This window comes from Candidatus Zixiibacteriota bacterium, from assembly GCA_026397505.1.
GTDB lineage: Bacteria > Zixibacteria > MSB-5A5 > GN15 > PGXB01 > JAPLUR01.
Genome location: JAPLUR010000123.1, coordinates 1 through 18,644 on the forward strand (window position 1 = coordinate 1; position 18,644 = coordinate 18,644).

Genomic DNA, 18,644 nt, shown 5'->3' on the forward strand with positions numbered 1-18,644 from the left:
GGATGTTTTTAAAAAAGGAGGTTACGATGGCATCATTTGAAGTTCGCGTGGTCAACGATGATCAAAAGGGTTTGAAGGGTGTGCGGGTAAGACTGTCATTTAAAGGATTGACCCGCGGCATGTCATCCGAGGAATATACCGATTCAGACGGCTCAGCTTATTTCGATGGTTATGAAAAAGGCGATATTACCGTCTATATTGATGGCCGCGATTACGGCTCTTATTATTACGTGGATGGCGGGAGTATTACAGTAACAAAATGAAGAAAAGCGTCGGAACCGCCAGCGTCTACGACCTATAAGACACGATAAGGGATTAAGAAATGGTTAATAATGATCAAATCATACCGGCAGAAGAATCAGGTGATGAGGCTCTAGAAATTATTTCGTTCATTTCAAGTGCAGTGCCTTACATCGGTGGCCCTGTCAGCAATATCATTAGTGGTGCACTTACAAAACGCAAATTAGCTCGAATCAGGGAATTTTTGCTTGGTTTGGCAAGTGATCTGAAAGAATTCAAATCGACTGTCACTGAGGAGTATGTTAAAACTGACGAATTCGAGGAGCTATTAGAGACCACTTTGCATAAAGTAGCTGAAGAACGTAATGAGCAGAAAAGACAGATTTTCAGATCCTTTTTAGAGGAGGCAATTAAATCGCCGGGTGAGTCTTACGATGAACAAAGGCGATTTATCCATATATTAGAACAACTCCAGGATGCACATATAGCGTTGATGAAAGTGATTATACAGACGCCAGACCCAAATCCACCGGGCATTACAGGTTCCATCGGCCAGACTTTGCAAAGAAGACTGCCCAATATACCCAGAGAAAAGATTGTTGAACTACTTTCCCAGTTGAAGGATTTGCGTCTGGCCATGCTGGCTGATCCCAATATGATGCTGACGCCGCACGGAGCTGAAGATTTGCGTTCCGGGCTGACAGACTACGGTCGCCGGTTTCTGAAATATCTAAAGCAGTAATTAATGGTTCTATACTTCAAGAGAGCACAATGGACTGTAGTGGATCAATTTGGTGGATGAAATTGGATGCCGGGATTGAATAGATCGAATGGACTTAATGGGTGACCTATCCGGTCTTATGAAGACTCTTAGATAAATGAGGTAACGCTATGACCAAATTCATTACAATATTTAGTCTTTTCGCTGGTGCCGCATCCATGGGAGGTCTGTACGTGACTTTAAAAGGGCCGCAGGATTTTTGGATCATGATCTTTCTATTTGGCATTTCGCTTGCCGTTTCCATATATGTACTTTTTGTTCCAAATACCAAATTTGAGCAAAATGTTGCTTCAAAGATTAGAAAATATCGTTATCCCGGCATATCATTTGGGGAACAGGAGGTTGGTATCCAGAAGGGCGACTTTTCCATATTACAGAATGGACCGGCCGTAGTTGAGTTTGAGGTCCCATTTGCCGAAGTACCGTCATTCGAGATAATTAATTTTAAAGGGAACGGCGATCCTCAGCCTGTTGTGGAGTGCCTTACACCTCATCAAGCAGTCATAAGGAGAAATCGTTCTGGTTCTTATGTTAGAAGTGAGTATCGTTGGGTAGCCAGGGGATTGACTCTCATTCCAAAGTAGCTTCTGACAATATCATTATGACATAAATAAAAATTGTCGAAACCCCCGTGGTTTCGACATCATAATCAGAAAACCCTAAACGCAGATTCATTTATGAATGATAACAAGCAAAACGAAAAGATAATAACTTCAGCAAACCCTACACGATCTCTAATAATAATACCCATTGGCGTTGCTATTTTCATTGCTGCCAATCTGCTTGCCAGGATCCCGCTCGGGATACACAAAGTCCTCACGATTCAATTATCCCTTCTTGTGCTCTCGCTTCTTTTAATCGCCGTTTTCAGCAAGGGGAAATTCGCCGAATATGGTTTCCGATGGCCCAGAGAATTCATGGCGAAACACTGGATGCCGGCAGGACTCGCCGCCCTGGCGCTCGGCATTATCTCCACCCTGACCATCGCTTTTTCCGGCGCCGGTGGTTTGCCCCTGACCAAACAGCTTTCCATCCCGCAGATCATATTCTATACCTGGTTTGTCGCCAGCATCTGTGAGGAGGTCTTCACCCGCGGTTTAATACAAGGGCATCTCGCGCCTTACAATGACAAAAATATCAAAGTGCCATTCGGAACCATAAATCTCCCGACTTTGATCAGCGCCTTAATGTTCGGCTCCATGCATATCGTAGTGGCTTTCTCCGGGGCCGATATAGCAACTATTATTATCATAATTTTCTTTACTTTTTTTCTCGGTCTTCTGGCCGGCCATGTACGGGCGCGTTCTCAAAGTCTCTTACCGGCCGTTATTATTCACTTCCTTGGCAATTTCGGAGGCATCTTCGGGGGAATAATATACGCTGTTCTGACATTTCTGATAACCGGCCATCCCCCCAAAATGCCATAACGATATTTCATCTTTTCACCGCTCCTTCAGGCACCTCTCCTGACGAATAGTCTTAGCAGTCGTAATTATTACAGTATCGACGTTTTCATATATATAAGACCATCATACAATTATCCGAAAGAAACTTCTCCCTGAATGCCACGTATTACAAAATAATGGTTCAGAATAATTATCATTCTATCGAATGAGTGGAAAATTCATTGAGGAGGAGAAAAATGAGAAATCCAATTAAAGCAGCCTTCTGCGCTCTCTGCGCCTTTGCCTTTATTTCCGTGGCAACTTCCGCCCATGACCACTTCAATATAGAAAAGACCTTTGAGGCAAAATCTCTGGTCGAAATCAAAACCGTCAGCGGTGACTGCATCGTGAAAAAAGGACTGACCGACAAAATTGAGGTCGCCGTCAGCGCCTCCTATGATCCCGAGGACTCGTTTGAGCCGGAATTTTCCGAGAAGGGGAACAGGTTGGTCGTTGAGGAGATCATTCATGGCTCCAACAGCGGAAGCGCCACCTGGACCATAATTGTCCCCGAAAAAACCGACATCAGTTTCTCCTCCGCTTCCGGGGATCTCGAAGTCTCGGGACTGAACAACGATATCTCCGTTAGTACTGCCTCGGGTGATATCCTGATCTCCAACGGCAAAGGAGAATTGGATATTGCCACGGCCAGCGGCTCGGTGGATATTAGCAATTGCTCCGGGCAAATAAGTGTCAGTCTGGCGAGTGGCAACATCGTCGCTTCCCGGCTGAGCGGGAATGTCAAACTGGCGACCGCTTCAGGGGATATCGAGGTACGTGAGATGGAGGGGCGCCTCAAAGTCGGGAGCGCCAGCGGCTCGATATTCGGAACCGATATCAAGGTCACCCAAAGGTGCTCTTTCGGCGCCGCTTCCGGCGATGTCGAGGTGAAACTGGCCGCGAGTCCGTCGGCGGAGTTGAATATATCCTCGGCTTCCGGAAAGGCTGTCCTCAACTATAACGGAAATCCTATCTCCGGTTATTTTGAATTTACCGCCCAGGTTAATCATGGGCGGATAAAAGCCCCGTTCAAATTCGACAGGGAAGAGGAATTCCATCGCAATGGAGAGGAATATGTAACCAAATCCTGCACGAAAGGGGCCGATTCCCCGGAGATATTTATCGGAACCGCCTCGGGAGTAGCCATCCTCGAGGAATAGTTTCCGGTGTCCATATAAAGTCGCCTCATCCGCATCCAGAAATGCGCACATGGCGGGAGCCCTCGATAGAAGGCTCTCGCTTTTTTTCTTGCCGATGCCCATCCCATTCTTAAGTCACAATCAGCCTTGACAAAATCAGGCGGAGAATTAGATTAGGCAGGTGATAATAATATTTAATCTATCACTCCTTAAAGGAGTGCCGATTCCTTGAGAATTCATAGATTACTTGCATCATATATTCATTTCCGGGCATCCCTGCTTATTATTCTCCTTATGGGGATTGCCATTCCGACCCATCTTCCCCTGTCCGCGCAATCAGGCTATTATTGGGCTGAGAAGTATCCTCACAATTGGAAACCGGTAATGACGCTTCACGGTTTCATATTTGCGGTCCAATGACATTCTAAGAGGGGAACAGAATCTAATGCCGGTTGATAAATACAAAAAGATGCGGTGGCTGAACCGGCCGTTGATTCTACTCTTTTTAGCATTAATAGTTGTTCTGATAACGCGATTCCCTTTTCTGTCCGCTGGATATGGTGGCGACGCGGATGCCTGGCGGGTCGCCAATACCGCCAGGAACATTGCTGTCAGCGGCGAATATGCGGCCTCGCGTTTCCCCGGGTATCCCTTACAGGAGCTGGTCTATTCCCTTATTTGGAACGCAGGGCCGCAGGTTCTGAACGGTCTTTCCGCCCTGATGTGCGCGGCCGGCATTCTCTTCTTTATGCTCTGTTTTAGGCACTATGGGGGCAAAGATTATTTTCCTGCCGGGCTTGCACTGGCATTTGTCCCGGTGATTTATATCAACAGCACCAGCGCCATAGATTATGTTTGGGCTCTGGCATTTGTCATGGCATCGGTATATTGTCTTCTACGGAAACTGCCGATCCTTGCAGGTATATTGCTTGGCCTTGCGATCGGCAGCCGGATAATCTCGGCGGCCATGTTGATCCCGGGCGCGGTTATGCTCTGGCACGGGGCCGATGGGCGCAATTACCGGCGCACCCTGCTGCGGTTTGTATTGACTGCTCTCTTGGTTGGCGGTCTCTGTTTTCTGCCTGTGATTTTAAAATATGGATTGAAATTTCTCACATTCTATGCCGGGAGTTACCCGTCACTTCAGAATATTATAACTACTGCGGGGGAGGGGGTATGGGGAATGGTTGGAGCAACGGCACTGATTCTGGCTCTGGCGGCAGGTTTATGGACGTGGAATAAAAGACACGGAAATACCGCCATCGCGGAGCCCATTTCTCAAAAAGACTCTGTCGCCTGGATTCTGACAATTGTGATTTATTCCCTGGCGTTCTTCTTATTACCGCACGAATCGGGGTACCTGATAACCCCGCTACCTTTCCTATTCTTCCTGATAGCTCGCTTTCTGTACCGCAGAATATTTCTGTTCTTCTGCGTAGCATTGTTGCTGTCTCCCTTTATTGACTTCGGGAAATCCGGAATCGGCCCCGGGCCTATTTTGCGCGACCATGAGGGGAGACTAAAACAGATGTCCATGGCCAAACAGGTAAATGATCGCGCGAATCGCTTTACACAAAAATCGGTGGTGGTTGCCGGTTGGTATCTACCTCTCATTGAGGCCGGTTTCACTGCGAAGGGGTCGGGACTAACTGAATATAAGTATTTTCTTGACAGCAATTCCCTGCCGAAATTCCGAAATCAGGGATATGATCTTTATTACCTCCCCGGGATTCGAGAGTATAATCTCCGGACACGGGGTGTTGACTTAATACATTATGGGGCGACCCCCTTAATTGATATGTCGTCGTCCGGCAATAAATAATACCGGCACCATTGGATAGATAAGGATTAATTGATGAAAGAGATCGGTGTCAAGGGAAAAAGATGGCTCAAGGGGTTTCATGTCACTTTCGCTTGCCTGTGGGTGAGCGGTGGATTGACACTGACGCTTATGCAGTTGGCAATGCATGCCACTACCGGCGGAGAGCTATATGGCATTGACCGTTCCATGAAATTCATTGACGATTTTATCATTATTCCGGGCGCTCTGGGAAGTTTATTGACCGGACTGCTTTACTCTCTCTTTACTAATTGGGGATTCTTCAAGCACAATTGGATCACAGTCAAATGGGTGATAAATATCGGGGGGATCATTTTCGGTACTTTCTGGCTCGGCCATTGGATGAACGGCATGCCGCCTGTATCAGAGGCTCACGGCCTTGGCGCACTGTCCAACCCGATATATGATCACTATAAGCATATGAATACGCTCTGGGGAAGTGTGCAGGTGACAACCCTGGTTTTTGCCCTGTTTGTCTCCGTGTTTAAGCCCTGGAGCAGTCGAAAGGCCATTTAAAGCCGGGATCAAAGTGTCTCATAAGTCTCATCTCAATATCTTCCGCCGCCATATTGAATAGCGCCGGAATAGACGAACCCGCAGCTTTTGCTCAGCCACCGCTCGAATACATCCATGTACCGGAGGCGGAAAGCTGGCCGTTGTTATATATGTACCACATCCCTGAGGCCGAGGCTCCCGCGGCCGCCCAGGAGACTTTCCGCAGGATAGTTCCATTTTCATAATATTCCAGAAGTCCGGTTCCATTGGAATTGGCAGCCATTGATACTCTGATATTATTTTGCCCTTCAACCCAGGTCATGTTAACTGTCACATTGCGATGAGTGTCGGAACTCCATTCCCAGCAGCGGTCAATTTGAGTCGTGTTCTCTCGGTGCAGCTCCATCCAGCCGGAACTTCCGTCTTTCATCTGCTCGGCTCTGATGATGGTCCAATTAAAATATTGTATTCCGGCCTTACTGCCATCGTATATTACTTCCCAGCTATAGGCATCGGAGGTCGTTTTGCGAATCAATTTGATGGTCAACTGGTCAACCGTCCAGACGTAAACCGAGGAATCGTCCCCGGCAAGCGCGGCGGTCGAAATCTTCCCCGATCCGGGTGGGGGGGCAAAAAGATCTTTGAACGATTTGGATACGCCAATTAGTTCCGAGGCCTGGCCGGCATAATTATTGCCCGAAAGCATCATGGCCCGGTCCGGAGCATTCAAAATCACGATTAATGGTTCTTTGGGTATCGAATTTACCGGGCCGGTGGGATTTGTATCTTTATCGCCGGAACAGCCCAATGATGCGAACAATCCCAACAGGCCTATGAAGAGCATCCACCTTCTTGAATAAGACATCGTTTCTCTCCGGTTTTCAGTTGACATTAATTGAATATATGAATACTATAAAGGGGCGTCAATGGTCGGTTTGATGAGGGTCGCGTTTAAACCGGATGCCATTTCAATGTAATCGCGTCGGTAAAATTTGAAGAAACATGGTCTCCTGATTTCATTAAGAGAAAAGATAGATTGAAGGAAGGTCGAAACCAATGATCAAATTTCTCCTCTGGTGCATTCTCCTTGTGCTTTGCTGGCCGCTGGCTCTTATGGCGCTGGTGATTTATCCTTTTGTATGGCTGATACTCCTGCCATTCAGGCTGGTCGGCATTACGGTCGGGGGTCTGCTGGCGCTGCTGAAGGTCCTCATATTCCTGCCGGCCCGTCTCTTGGGCGGCAGGCGCCCGTGAAACTATTGATGTCGTCTTCATAATTTAAGAACCACGGGACCCACTTTTACATCGATGCCGGGAACCATCAAAAACAGAGGATTTTCATATTTAATATAATTGCGGTTTGCCGTTTGGCACGCATCGGATTCCGCGCATTTGAGAAGTATCATCGGTAATTGTAATCTGTTGCGGAATAATATTAGAATCGTACCAAATTCATATCCACGATTGCGAGAATCTGCATTTTTTTCTTGTTTCCGGGGGCCTTCCTGCCGATATTATTGATAAGCTAGAAAGGAGGTGGTCCGGTCTTGATAACATACCATAGTGAGGTGACTGTTACTTAGTCGCTACCTCGACAGATATCGTGTTGGGGTACACTGAGTAAATCCCAACAGTTCTACCGGCCTGACAGCTTCATGAGAGGCGTCAGGCTTTTTTATTCAATGCGAGATTTGAGAGGGAAAGTTGATTCGTTATTGAGGCATTAGATTGTTATGTTTAAGATAATCAAGCCATTCGGAAACACTTTTCTGCTCGACCCAGGCCTTTACCCGGCGGAAACCCTCACCATATATTCTGTCAGGATCCTTTATCATATTTCTTATCAGGTATTCCATTTCTTTCCCCTCATATCGCTGAAGGACAAGATAGGAGGCATAATTGCAGCTTCCCTCCCGCAAAGTGTCATCCATTTCCAATGATGCATTTCGATACAGCCAAACATGCATCAACTCATGCGCGATCCCCTGAATATAGACGCTCCTTGGCAATCCGGCGAGCATATAGATTTTATATTTTCGAGTGGTCACTGGTATTCGAGTGCCGGTCGACCGCTCATAGAAAGTATAACCGGTGACATCAGTCTTGTTCAGGCCATTAATTTTGGCCATTTTGTCTTTATCCACCAGAAGCAACGGGATATTTTCCTCTTCAATCTCGATCCCTTTATCCCATAAAACCGCTTTAATCTGTGACATGATTTCTTTCGCCGCCGACTCGTCCATGACAGCATATTGCAGGCAAATACCGCATATCCTGCGGCCGTCAGGATAAGTCGTACCCCCCATGGAAAGGGAATCGGAAATAAACCGGAGACAGTAATCACACTGGGGAGCAGTCCCCTGATGGAATTTATGATAGCTGTTGCCCCAATCGTCGATAATATATTCTCCCTGAATCAATTCTCCGCAGAGACTGCAACGAAGAGCCACATGTTCGCGATAACATGTATCATGATATCTCGCATTCTCATAGGTGACGTAAATCCCGTCGATTGGCTTGCCACAGTAAGCGCACAGAGGGGCAAAGAGTTCGACATGGCAGACACTGTCATAATACTGACCGTTTTCTACAAAATATGCCGCTTGTCCAATCGGGTTGCCGCATCCGGCACAGAGGAAGTGCTCAGGATGATAATATTTGCCGTCTATCGTGAGGTATGATCCCTCGGTTATATCCTTTCGGCAATAGGCACAACGTATCTGGTCGGAGGCGAAAGCTCCGCAACAGGATATGGCTATCAGAAAAGCCGCAACTAATGCTTCGCGACATCGCATTGCCGCCACACAACTCCTCAGTCGCAAATAAAAATTCTTCCAGATTATACTAATATTTATACAGCTAATTATATAAGGTGAAGCGATCAATTCCAAGAATAATTGTCCGGATGATTTTCGATAGTGGGTCTTTTTGTCAAAAATAAAGCATTCTCCGGCGCACCTTAATGGGACGCCGGAATGCTATTCGATCAACTGGAGACAGTTTTATTGCTGCTTGACCGCTTCCACACTCAGGTCGATTTTTACTTCGTCTCCCACCACCAAGCCGCCGCTATCCAGAGCCTTATTCCAGGAGATACCATAATCCCGACGGTTTACTGATGTCGAGCCCTCGATTCCTATGCGAAAATTTCCCCAGGGATCCTTGACGGTTCCCAGAAAATCAAATGTAATCGAAACTTCCTTCGTTACCCCGTGCATAATCAGCTTGCCTATCGCCACGAATCTTTCGCCCTTCTTTTCAATGCGGTCGCTTTTGAAAGTGATATTGGGAAATTTCTCAACGTCGAAGAAATCCGTGCCTTTCAAGTGCTTGTCGCGGTCGGGATTGTCGGTATTTATGCCGGCCGCCTTAATAGTGACATCGACCGACGACTTGGCCAGGTCGACAGAATCATAAATTATCGTTCCCGAGAAATCGGTAAAATTACCTTTGACATTACTGATTACCAAATGCCTGACAGCAAAACCGATATACGAATGCACGGGATCAATTTTATAGGTGTCGGCGGCCATGGCCGTCGCAGCCATTATAAAAAAAACCGCCGATGTGATTAAAACCTTTCTGGAAAACATCATTTCCTCCTTCATCATATAAATAAAAATTGATTTACTTCTTGATTTTACTCCGGCAAAGCCTTATGTGTTCCATCACAGTAAGGGGCGTTGCCGCTTCGCTTACACTGGCAATAGGACCTTTTCTTCTTCTCGGCGATTTTGAATTCGAGCGGCGTAAATCCGGGTAACTGCTTGTGAGAGCCGTCACAAAAAGGCTGGTTCTTTGAATGACCGCAACGGCACCAGTAATAGGTACCATGTTCTAATTCCAAAGGAATCGGGATACGGGCAGCAATCTTGGGCTCACTCACTATTCTATCTCCTTCATTAAGGCAATCTACTCCAAAGGATTAATGAATTCATTGCTTTAAACCAACGATTCTCGGGCGATGTTCCCATTGGGTAGAAGGTCGGTGGATTTTTCTGTCACGCGGCCGATGCCCAGACGAAAGCATTCTCTGCCCGGCAGAATAAAACAACCACCGGGCAAGATGGGAGTCAAGTAAAAAACGAAAGTGATGGGTCAGAATCTGATCAGATTTCTTATATTCTGATAGATATATCTGATCTTCAGCTTCCGGTTCTTATTTTCGCCGGAAATATTTTCAATTCGGATTTTGGCATAATTGCCGTCGGCTGTTTTGATCAGGTAGCTTTCACCGGTTCTGACAGGCATTTTTTCCACTGGTTCAACATCGATCTGAAATTGCGGGTACTGATATATATCTTTAGTTTTCCCCAGAGAGAAAATTCCCGATTTGCGCAAAAAACCATTCAAACGGTCGGGAGAGGCGATAAAGTCATAGCCGTCCTTATCGAAGAAGTAGATATCATTGGCGCTCGCATCGGCCCTGGCCGAAATTCCTCGGGCGAAAGAAAAACCATCGTTAAGATTGGCATACCGAAAGGCCAGCACGAATTCTCCTTCAGGGCGGCAAATAACGCCTACTTCATTGGACGAGGCAGAAACATTTCCATCGGGAAACACCGACCTCACCGAGACAAAATATTCCACCCCGTTTTCAAGGCCGTCGATTTCCATGGTCTCGAAACTGTCATTCGGGTCGGTATCGCCGGGATAGGGAGTTGCATTGAATGGTCCTATATCCGACGGCGGATTGACATAGAAGTATTTTTTTTCCAGCGGCTCGCGCAAGAGATAGATATTATACCCTGAGAGCAGGACCGTCTCGGCGCAATTTGTAAACCATTTGAGCAAGAGTTTTTTATTGCCGGGTTTGATAGCCAGCCCCGTAGGACTGCAGGGGATACTAATTGTAATCTGTTTTTCCTCTTCCCGGACTTTACCCTTCTCGGCCGGAGGGGCACACTGCAAAAAAAGAGCAGCAAGTATAAGCAGGGACAGGATTCTTTTCATAGAACGATCAATTCGGTCTGTCGCGGGCAGAGAAACTTGCCCCCCTCTCTGGTAACCGCCAGATCCTCCTCCAGACCGACATACCCGATCCCCGCCAGTTCTATTCCCAGCTCCACCGTAAAAACATTCCCTTCTTCCAGTGGAATCATCGGGGTGTCACCGTATCTTTTCCATCTGGGACCGATGATGGCGGCGCCATCATGAACCGACCGTCCGATCTGATGCCCCAGTGCGTGCTGATATTCCACGTAACCGTTCTCTTTAAGCATCTTCCTGGCCACCGCATCAATCCGGTAGCCTTTGGCGCCCGGCCTGTAGAGCAGGGATGTCGCGTCAATTACGTCGCGAACTTTATTAAAAGCCGCCCCCAATTTCGCGGGCGGAGTCATCTCGTTTTTCTTTCTCACATAGGCCAGCCTTTGAATGTCAGAGCAATATCCCTCCAGTCTGGCGCCGAAATCTATATGGAGCAGATCTCCCGGTTCCAAAATCGCCTCGGTGGGGTGGCCATGTCCGGGACTGGTCTTAGCCCCGGCGTTGACAATCGTCTCGAAGGAGTTGACCGCGCCCAATTTGGCAATATTGGTATCAATGATTCCGGCAATCTCCTTTTCGGTCATCCCGGCCTTAATCTCCTTCAATGATTTATTCCAGCAGTCGGCGGCCAGAAAGGCTGCCGATGATATCAGGTTGATTTCCTCTTTGGTCTTCCTGCCGCGGAGAAGCGACATAAATTCTTCCGACGAGACAAATCGTTTGGGGTAGATAGTCCCTTTCAAATATTCACTCAGCAGAAGAAACATCCCGTGTGTGATACCATCGGCGGCATCATTGTCACGCGAGAAATTGAGCGCGATACTTCGGGGATTGATTTTCTTTATGATTTTCTGAATTTCCTTGCCGCAGTCCTGAACATATATCGTTTCCCCCTTGCGGGTGAAGAAAAAGGCCGACTGCCAGACAATATTATGGCCTACCACCAGCGGCAGGGTCGGGTCGGCCATCATGTCCGATTCGCGGCAGAATATGATCCACAAATCAATATCCAGTTCATCAAGAATCTCGATGGCCTGCTCTATTTTGGCTTTTACCAAATCCATAATTTTACATTCCATTATTGGAGTGGTTATTTTTGAAGGAATCTGCCGTCCCATTCGGAGTTGGGCCGGAAAGCTCGCGCTCCGAAAGCTCTCTCTGCCGTGCAAGCTGCTCAATCTGTTGCAGCGGCTTTTCCAGCTGATTGCGGCGGGTGGTGACCAGAGCCAAGTATTCGCTCTGCAACTCCTCGATTTTCTTGCCCATCTTCTCCATACCTTTCAGGTAGCTGTCCCACTGCTTATAGAAACTGTTCATCAGTTCCAGTATCTTATGCGCGGAACGCTCTAGGTTGAAGTTGTCGATTGATTGCCGTATTATGGCCAGCATGGCATAGAGCGTCCAGGGGGAACAGAGTATCACCCGCGACTTCAGCGCATCATCCATAAAAGTGGAATCGTTCTCCATGATAAACGCATAGGCCTGCTCCAGAGGAATGAAGACAATCGCAAAATCGAGAGTGTTGGCATCGGTATTAATATAATCCCGGGAGGTCACCTGCTTGATCATGTTGCGAGCATCTTTGAAGAATTGATTCTTGTAGCCCTGACGCACCCCTTCGTTGGTCTCCTCGAGATACCTTTTAAAATTATCGAGTGGGAATTTTACATCCATGTTGATTATCTTATTGTTGGACAGGATGAATGTGAAATCGGGGCGGCCGGAGGAGGATGACAGGGTTTTCTGTGAAATGTAGTTGATTCCTTCCTCCATTCCTACCATTCGCAGTATGTCGTCGGCAATCCGCTGGCCCCAGAGCCCACGCTGCCGTGAATCGGAGAGGATGGTATTCAATTTGCCGGTTACTTCCTGAAGCCGGGCTGTCTGCTCGGAATTGGTTTGAAGTCCCTTACTGAGGGCGCCGAATTTTTGATCCCGGTCTTTTTCAAAAGCCGCTATAAGATTCCCCACTTTTTCCATTTCGGCTTTCATCTGCTGAAGGGTACTGTCAATCAGCTCTTTCTTGGCCGCCAGCTCCTGAGTATTGGTCTGAGTTTCCTTCGAAAGACGTTCCTTGGCCAGCTTCAGGAACTGGTCGGTATTCTGCGAGAGAGCTTCCAGAGAGGCTCTGCTGAACGAATCCTGAATCTTGACCAGGACATCACTTTCTATGCGACGGGAGAAAATTCTAACCACAACATATACAGTGACAGGGATGACAATAACCATAACGGCAACAGCGATAAAAATACTCATTCCTTAGTACCTCGTAATGTCGACTCGGGTAATATTATTGACATGGCGTCCCATGAACTGCCCCACCAGTTGCGAAAATCGATCCGGAACATCGGAAACATAAAATTTGAGGAATGCTCCCTCGGTTCCGGACCGAAGTAGATTTTTCAAGGAAAGAACGGCGGCCACCTCGCGGGCGGTTTCCTCAGCCGAATCAATCAACCGCACCTTCGGCCCAACGACTTTACCGATAATCTTTTTCAGTAAGGGATAGTGGGTGCATCCCAGAACAAGGGTGTCAATATCAACATCAACAAGGGTCTTGAGATAATCGCGGGCAATCAATTCGGTCGCTTCCTTCTCAATGTATCCTTCCTCTACCAGCGGGACAAACAGGGGACAGGCAAGAGAGAAGACCTTGATTTTATCGTTGCGTCCGTGAATCGCTCTTACATAGCTGTCCGACCCGATCGTCGCCACCGTCCCGATAATTCCCACGCGACTGTTGCGGGTTTGATTAACCGCCGCCTTAGCGCCCGGCTCGATAACACCCAGAATATCAGTGTTAAATTCGTGGCGAACAGTCTCCAAAGCGACCGCCGAAGCCGAATTGCAAGCAGCCACAATGTACTTTACCTTATGCTCGAGAAGGAAACTAATATCCTGTCGGGTAAATTGGGTGATGATCTCTTTGGAACGACCGCCGTATGGAGTCCGGCCGACATCTCCGAAATAGACTATATTCTCGCCGGGGAGAAGTTTGATTATCTCCGCCACGACCGTCAGTCCGCCTACGCCCGAATCGAAAATCCCTATCGGTCTATTCTGAATGGCATCTTCCATCATCATCTACTCTCATATTTGGCTTTTAATTTTTTTAGTCCCTCGTAAATAGACCTGGCCATCTGCTCCCGGTACTCTTTGTTGTTGAGCAGTTTTTCGTCCTCGCGATTGGTGATAAAGGCGGTCTCCACCAGTACCGATGGCATATAAACGCCGTTGAGAACAAAGAAACCGGCCTGGTCGATGCCCCGATTGGATGTTTCCGATACCGAACGCCGTAGCTCCTTTTCCATCATGGCCGCCAGATCGGATGACTCGGTCTGAAATTCCGTCTGTATCATATCGCTCAAAATGTAGCTCAAATTATCTTTCCCTTCTTCGGAGCGAGTCCTCTTTTCAGCCAGAAACGGGGCATTTTCCAGCTGGGCCGCCGCCCGCGCCGAATCATTCTTGGCCGGCGCCAGGAAAAAAACCTGGAAGCCACGCACCCCTCGCTTTATCGAGGCATTGGCATGAATGGAAACAAATATGTCCCCTTTGGATCTGTTAGCCATGTCGGCGCGCTCTTTCAGCGAGACATTAATGTCTTTGTCTCGAGTCATGTAAGCTACGAAAAGCTTGTCTTTTCGTATCAGCTTGGCCAAACGCCGTGCAATATCCAGAACGATTTCCTTCTCCCTGGTGGATTTGGGTCCGATAGCACCGTAATCTGTCCCGCCATGGCCGGGATCAATTATCACCCGGTCAATCAATTTATCCGGGCCGACCGGTCCCGGCCCTCCGGGCGCTAAAGCGGCGGCTGATGTATCCAACAGCGAAATCTGAATTCTGACCGGATTGGATTGGAGACGATGAGTATATTTGCCGATATCCCTTTTGAATCGCATTGATATCTGTGCCGAATTTTCAAACTGAAATGCATTCAGATCAAGGAGAAGAGAACTCGATTTATGTGATAATATCTGCCGCTGATTAATCTTACCGCCTGCAATCGTAACATTAATCCAGTTTCCTTCGGAGGTGAATAATTCATATTCCTTGGGTTCGTTGAGGAATATCTCGATCAGCAAGCCATTGGCCTTGGGAGCTAAGTCGATATCAGTGACATTGTACCGCTCGGAATTAACCTTTACCGATCTCCGCCCGGAATCCCAGGCAATATGCTCCTGGCGAACGTTATCGAGGAAAGGAAAGAATGTCTGGGCGGGAAGATACAGCTGGCCGTCTTTCAATTTCGCCGCATAGGTCAGGTTTTTAACCGAATCATCCACGCGGAAATAGGGTGAGCCGGGAAAGAAAATCATCCGATGATAATCAGTAACAAATAATATCGAAAGGCCTACCTCCTCCCAGGAGAGCCTCTCTCCCAGAAGTCCGGCCATCTGCGACATTGAAAAATAGACGATACTGTTATTTTCCAGAAAGTAGTCTATTTTTTCCAGTCCGCCGGGCATCTGAACCGACAACTCCTGGGCCATCAGACAAGGTGTCAGAAAGAGCACTGCGATTAGAATCATCCGGGCAAGCATATTCGATATCATGTTTCTCATTTATTTCTCCGACGAACGGCTCTTTCGATTGCCCTATCGGCCTCCTGTTTGGCGGTTCTTTCCCGCTTGTCGTACATCTTACGCCCCCGTGCCGTGGCCAGTTCGATTTTCACATAAGGTCCTTTAAAATAAATTCTCAGCGGTATAAGTGTAAGTCCTTTTTCCGCAGTAGCGGTATAGAGGCGCCCAATCTCTCTTTTATGAAGAAGCAGCCGCCTCGGACGGGTCGGGTCATGGGTATCCCGACCGGATTGCTCATAAGGAGAAATATGCAAATTGAAAAGAATCACCTCGCCATCCTCGACCGAGGCATAGCTGTCTGAAAGATTCACTTTCCCCTCCCGCAGAGCTTTCACCTCGGTGCCTCGCAGAGAGATACCTGCTTCCCGTTTCTCCAGAATTTCATAATCACGAAAGGCTTTGCGATTGGTGACAACATTCTTTTCTTTTGGATCTTTTTCCCGCATGGCGATTAATATAGATTTATATCATACCCGTTGCAATTACTTTATTGTCTCCATATTATAGTCATGCGCAGGCCTGTGAGGATCTTATTATGAGAGTGGCATTATATCAGAATTCACCCCGTTTCGGTCAAATCAGAGAGAATGTTGATATCGCCATTAAGACGGTGGAAGACTTTGACTTTGATATACTTGTATTTCCCGAGCTGTTTGCCTCCGGCTATCAGTTCCATGATCCTGATGAAGCGGCCGGGCTTGCCGATCCGGCTGGGGAGGGTTACACTTTTATGGCCCTGAAAGAGCTTTCGTTTCGCAAGAACTCCCTGATAATCTATGGCTTTCCGGAAAAGAAAGGAGAAAGACTGTATAATTCCGCCGCCGCCACTCTTCCTGACGGGATTTTTTATGTTTATCAGAAGACCCACCTTTTCGATACCGAAAAGGATATTTTTTCACCCGGTGCGACCGGCTTTTTTGTCTTCCCATTCCGGCAGTCAAAAATTGGAATGATGATATGTTTCGATTGGCGTTTCCCCGAATCGGCCCGAAAGCTTGCCCTCCTGGGAGCGCAGATGATCTGTCATCCTTCCAATCTGGTATTACCCCATTGTCCTGATGCCATGATAACCCGCGCGCTGGAAAACAACGTTTTCACCATGACCGCCAATCGAGTGGGGGTCGAACAGAGAACCGGCAAGTCGCTTAAATTCATCGGGCACTCCCGGATAATCGCACCTGATGGTCAGGTTCTGGCCGAACTGGGGGGTGAAGAAGCAGGCTTTCTGGCCGTCGATGTCGCTCCGGAACTGGCTGATAACAAAATGGTTACCGGGAGGAATGACCTGTTTGGGGATCGACGCCCGGAGTATTACTAAGTCCTGATTCTGATTCAAAACTCAACTGCCCCCCATATTTCCACTTTCCGCGCATAGCTTGTTCCATGACCGGGTCAATTATATTACCCGCCGGAGCGATAGAAATCACTTAAACTCTCCGGTCTTTCTGCCGATACAGCTTATGGATAGAGACATTTTTAGAGAGTGTTTATGGCTTTAGCACAAAAAGTAGCAGCAGCGAAAATCATGGTAATCGACGATGAACCTCAGATTACCGAGATTATTGAAGCATTTCTGACAAACGCCGGTCATCAGGTTTTTGTCAACAATGTTGCGTCCGAGGGGCTAAAAAAAGCCAGGGCGATCAAGCCGGATATCATTCTTCTCGACATCATGATGCCCGGAACTGATGGTTACGGGGTCTGTAATGAGTTGAAAAATGATCCGGTCACGGCTAACATTCCGGTCGTGTTTCTGACCGGCAAGGATCGAAATGATGATATGGGGCGGTCATTCAAGGTCGGGGGCGACATGTTTATCAAGAAGCCTTTCTCCTGTGAAAGACTCCTGGAAATAGTCAATATTATATTGATGTCCACCGGGAAACACTGACCGATTCCCCTCTCTGAAATCTGCGGCGACCCGCAGCCATCTTGCCGAAATTACCCGACGGCTGATTTTACCTTATTTCCGTTTTGCCGTATCGGGAGAAGATCTCTCCAATTCCCTCAGAACTTTGGTCATCTATTATTAATAATTTAAACCGCTTGAAAAATCCGCAATTAAGTATAAATTTATATTTATGGAACGGGTTAATCTCTTGGGGACAACTCTCGTCGACCTGGAAAATCTGGTGCAGGAGTTGGGAGCGGCGAGATTCAAGGGTCGACAATTGTTCAAATGGCTGTATAATTCTCTTCAGCCCGATTTCCAAAAAATGACCGACCTTTCTCTTGAGCTTCGGGGAAAACTCGCCGAGAAATATTTCTTTGTCGGGCTCAAACTCGCGAAAGCCTCCCGCTCGGTTGATGGTACCGAGAAATTCCTCTTTGCTCTGGGGGACGGCGAATTTGTGGAGACGGTCTTGATTCCCGAGAAGGGAAAGAACACGGTCTGCATTTCAAGTCAGGCCGGTTGTGGATTAGGGTGTAAATTCTGCGCCACCGGGCAGATGGGTCCGAAACGAAATCTCACCGTTGGGGAAATGGTGGGACAACTTCTCTTTCTTCGAGGCCGCAATGGCGCGGAAGCCTTCGAAAATATCGTTTTCATGGGTATGGGCGAACCCCTTCTCAATTATGACAATCTGCTCCGGGCGGTCGAAATCATTTCCTCCGAGATGGGTCTCTCCGTTTCTGCTAAGAAAGTGACCGTCTCAACCGTGGGAATTGTCCCCCAGATTTACACCCTGGCTGATTCGGGAGTGAAAGTAAATTTGGCAATATCGCTTCACGCTGCCAGTGATGAAAAAAGAAGGAAGATTATGCCGGTGGCCAAGTCATTTCCCCTGGAGAAACTGATGGAGGCCGCCCGATATTTCGCAGCTAAAAGAAAAAAAAGAGTCACCTTTGAATATATTATCTTCGCCGGGTTCAATGATACTCCGCAGGATGTCAAAGAGCTGGCTGCCTTGATAAAAGGAATTCCCTGCAAAATTAATATATTGGCCTATAATCCGATTCCGTCACTGCCCTATCGGAGGCCCTCCGACGAACAGGTGGATGAATTTGCGAAGCTTTTATATCCCCGCGCTTCGGCGGTTACGGTAAGAAAGAGCCGGGGTCTGGATATTGAAGCCGCTTGCGGCCAGCTGGCCGGGAAATATCAATTAACTTAGAATTGGAGAA

General features: G+C 47.6%; 21 protein-coding genes. 11 read left to right on the top strand and 10 right to left on the bottom strand.

The genetic code is table 11. From position 1 onward, the window contains the following. The 7 genes from NT002_12805 to NT002_12835 all read left to right on the top strand — a co-directional run. On the top strand, nt 1-263 hold a 263-nt coding region (locus tag NT002_12805; protein MCX6830137.1), incomplete at its 5' end, for a hypothetical protein. 59 nt (nt 264-322) lie between these two features. Beyond that, nucleotides 323-982, top strand: coding sequence for a hypothetical protein (locus NT002_12810; protein MCX6830138.1), 660 nt, complete (start codon nt 323-325; stop codon nt 980-982). Between the two features lie 149 nt (nt 983-1,131). After that, nucleotides 1,132-1,605 (top strand): hypothetical protein, encoded by a 474-nt coding sequence (locus NT002_12815; GenBank protein ID MCX6830139.1) that lies wholly within the window; start codon nt 1,132-1,134, stop codon nt 1,603-1,605. A gap of 93 nt (nt 1,606-1,698) precedes the next feature. Beyond that, on the top strand, nt 1,699-2,448 hold the full coding sequence (locus NT002_12820; protein MCX6830140.1) for a CPBP family intramembrane metalloprotease: 750 nt from the start codon (nt 1,699-1,701) through the stop codon (nt 2,446-2,448). A gap of 215 nt (nt 2,449-2,663) precedes the next feature. Then, the gene (locus NT002_12825; GenBank protein ID MCX6830141.1) at nt 2,664-3,626 is read left to right on the top strand and encodes a DUF4097 family beta strand repeat-containing protein; all 963 of its coding nucleotides are present in this window, start codon (nt 2,664-2,666) and stop codon (nt 3,624-3,626) included. Nucleotides 3,627-4,050: 424 nt separating this feature from the next. Beyond that, entirely contained in the window at nt 4,051-5,427 is a 1,377-nt protein-coding gene (locus tag NT002_12830) for a hypothetical protein (protein ID MCX6830142.1), read from the top strand. 33 nt (nt 5,428-5,460) lie between these two features. After that, entirely contained in the window at nt 5,461-5,961 is a 501-nt protein-coding gene (locus NT002_12835; GenBank protein MCX6830143.1) for a hypothetical protein, read from the top strand. A 91-nt stretch (nt 5,962-6,052) separates the two neighbouring features. On the opposite strand, the gene NT002_12840 is transcribed toward NT002_12835, so the two are convergent. Further along, complete coding sequence (locus NT002_12840) at nt 6,053-6,805, bottom strand: hypothetical protein (GenBank protein MCX6830144.1); 753 nt, start codon at nt 6,803-6,805, stop codon at nt 6,053-6,055. Between the two features lie 191 nt (nt 6,806-6,996). On the opposite strand from NT002_12840, the gene NT002_12845 reads away from it, so the two are divergent. Further along, on the top strand, nt 6,997-7,194 hold the full coding sequence (locus NT002_12845; GenBank protein MCX6830145.1) for a hypothetical protein: 198 nt from the start codon (nt 6,997-6,999) through the stop codon (nt 7,192-7,194). A gap of 458 nt (nt 7,195-7,652) precedes the next feature. Here NT002_12845 and NT002_12850 read toward each other — a convergent pair whose 3' ends face one another. The 9 genes from NT002_12850 to smpB all read right to left on the bottom strand — a co-directional run bounded on the left by NT002_12850 (nt 7,653) and on the right by smpB (nt 15,964). Next, a complete protein-coding gene (locus NT002_12850) occupies nt 7,653-8,735 on the bottom strand; it encodes a protein DA1 (GenBank protein ID MCX6830146.1) in 1,083 nt (360 codons plus the stop codon). Nucleotides 8,736-8,942: 207 nt separating this feature from the next. Further along, a complete protein-coding gene (locus tag NT002_12855; GenBank protein ID MCX6830147.1) occupies nt 8,943-9,536 on the bottom strand; it encodes a YceI family protein in 594 nt (197 codons plus the stop codon). A 44-nt stretch (nt 9,537-9,580) separates the two neighbouring features. Then, entirely contained in the window at nt 9,581-9,826 is a 246-nt protein-coding gene (locus NT002_12860; protein ID MCX6830148.1) for a CDGSH iron-sulfur domain-containing protein, read from the bottom strand. Between the two features lie 212 nt (nt 9,827-10,038). Beyond that, nucleotides 10,039-10,893 (bottom strand): HmuY family protein, encoded by an 855-nt coding sequence (locus NT002_12865; protein ID MCX6830149.1) that lies wholly within the window; start codon nt 10,891-10,893, stop codon nt 10,039-10,041. Next, nucleotides 10,890-11,993 carry a M24 family metallopeptidase gene (locus NT002_12870; GenBank protein MCX6830150.1) on the bottom strand — a complete coding sequence of 368 codons (1,104 nt, stop codon included), beginning with the start codon at nt 11,991-11,993 and terminating at the stop codon, nt 10,890-10,892. The genes NT002_12865 and NT002_12870 overlap by 4 nt, the downstream gene beginning before the upstream one ends. A 4-nt stretch (nt 11,994-11,997) precedes the next feature. Next, a complete protein-coding gene (locus NT002_12875) occupies nt 11,998-13,185 on the bottom strand; it encodes a DNA recombination protein RmuC (GenBank protein MCX6830151.1) in 1,188 nt (395 codons plus the stop codon). Between the two features lie 3 nt (nt 13,186-13,188). Beyond that, a complete protein-coding gene (gene murI / locus NT002_12880; GenBank protein MCX6830152.1) occupies nt 13,189-14,013 on the bottom strand; it encodes a glutamate racemase in 825 nt (274 codons plus the stop codon). Continuing rightward, nucleotides 14,010-15,497 (bottom strand): N-acetylmuramoyl-L-alanine amidase, encoded by a 1,488-nt coding sequence (locus NT002_12885; GenBank protein ID MCX6830153.1) that lies wholly within the window; start codon nt 15,495-15,497, stop codon nt 14,010-14,012. The genes murI and NT002_12885 overlap by 4 nt, the downstream gene beginning before the upstream one ends. Then, nucleotides 15,494-15,964 (bottom strand): SsrA-binding protein SmpB, encoded by a 471-nt coding sequence (smpB, locus tag NT002_12890; protein ID MCX6830154.1) that lies wholly within the window; start codon nt 15,962-15,964, stop codon nt 15,494-15,496. The genes NT002_12885 and smpB overlap by 4 nt, the downstream gene beginning before the upstream one ends. Before the next feature lie 89 nt (nt 15,965-16,053). Here smpB and NT002_12895 point away from each other — a divergent pair, with 89 nt between their 5' ends. From NT002_12895 to rlmN, 3 genes are all read left to right on the top strand, one after another. Next, on the top strand, nt 16,054-16,836 hold the full coding sequence (locus tag NT002_12895; protein ID MCX6830155.1) for a beta-ureidopropionase: 783 nt from the start codon (nt 16,054-16,056) through the stop codon (nt 16,834-16,836). 171 nt (nt 16,837-17,007) lie between these two features. Next, nucleotides 17,008-17,409, top strand: a complete 402-nt coding sequence (locus tag NT002_12900) for a response regulator (GenBank protein ID MCX6830156.1) — start codon at nt 17,008-17,010, stop codon at nt 17,407-17,409. Nucleotides 17,410-17,599: 190 nt separating this feature from the next. After that, a complete protein-coding gene (gene rlmN, locus NT002_12905) occupies nt 17,600-18,634 on the top strand; it encodes a 23S rRNA (adenine(2503)-C(2))-methyltransferase RlmN (protein MCX6830157.1) in 1,035 nt (344 codons plus the stop codon). Nucleotides 18,635-18,644 lie beyond the last annotated feature (10 nt).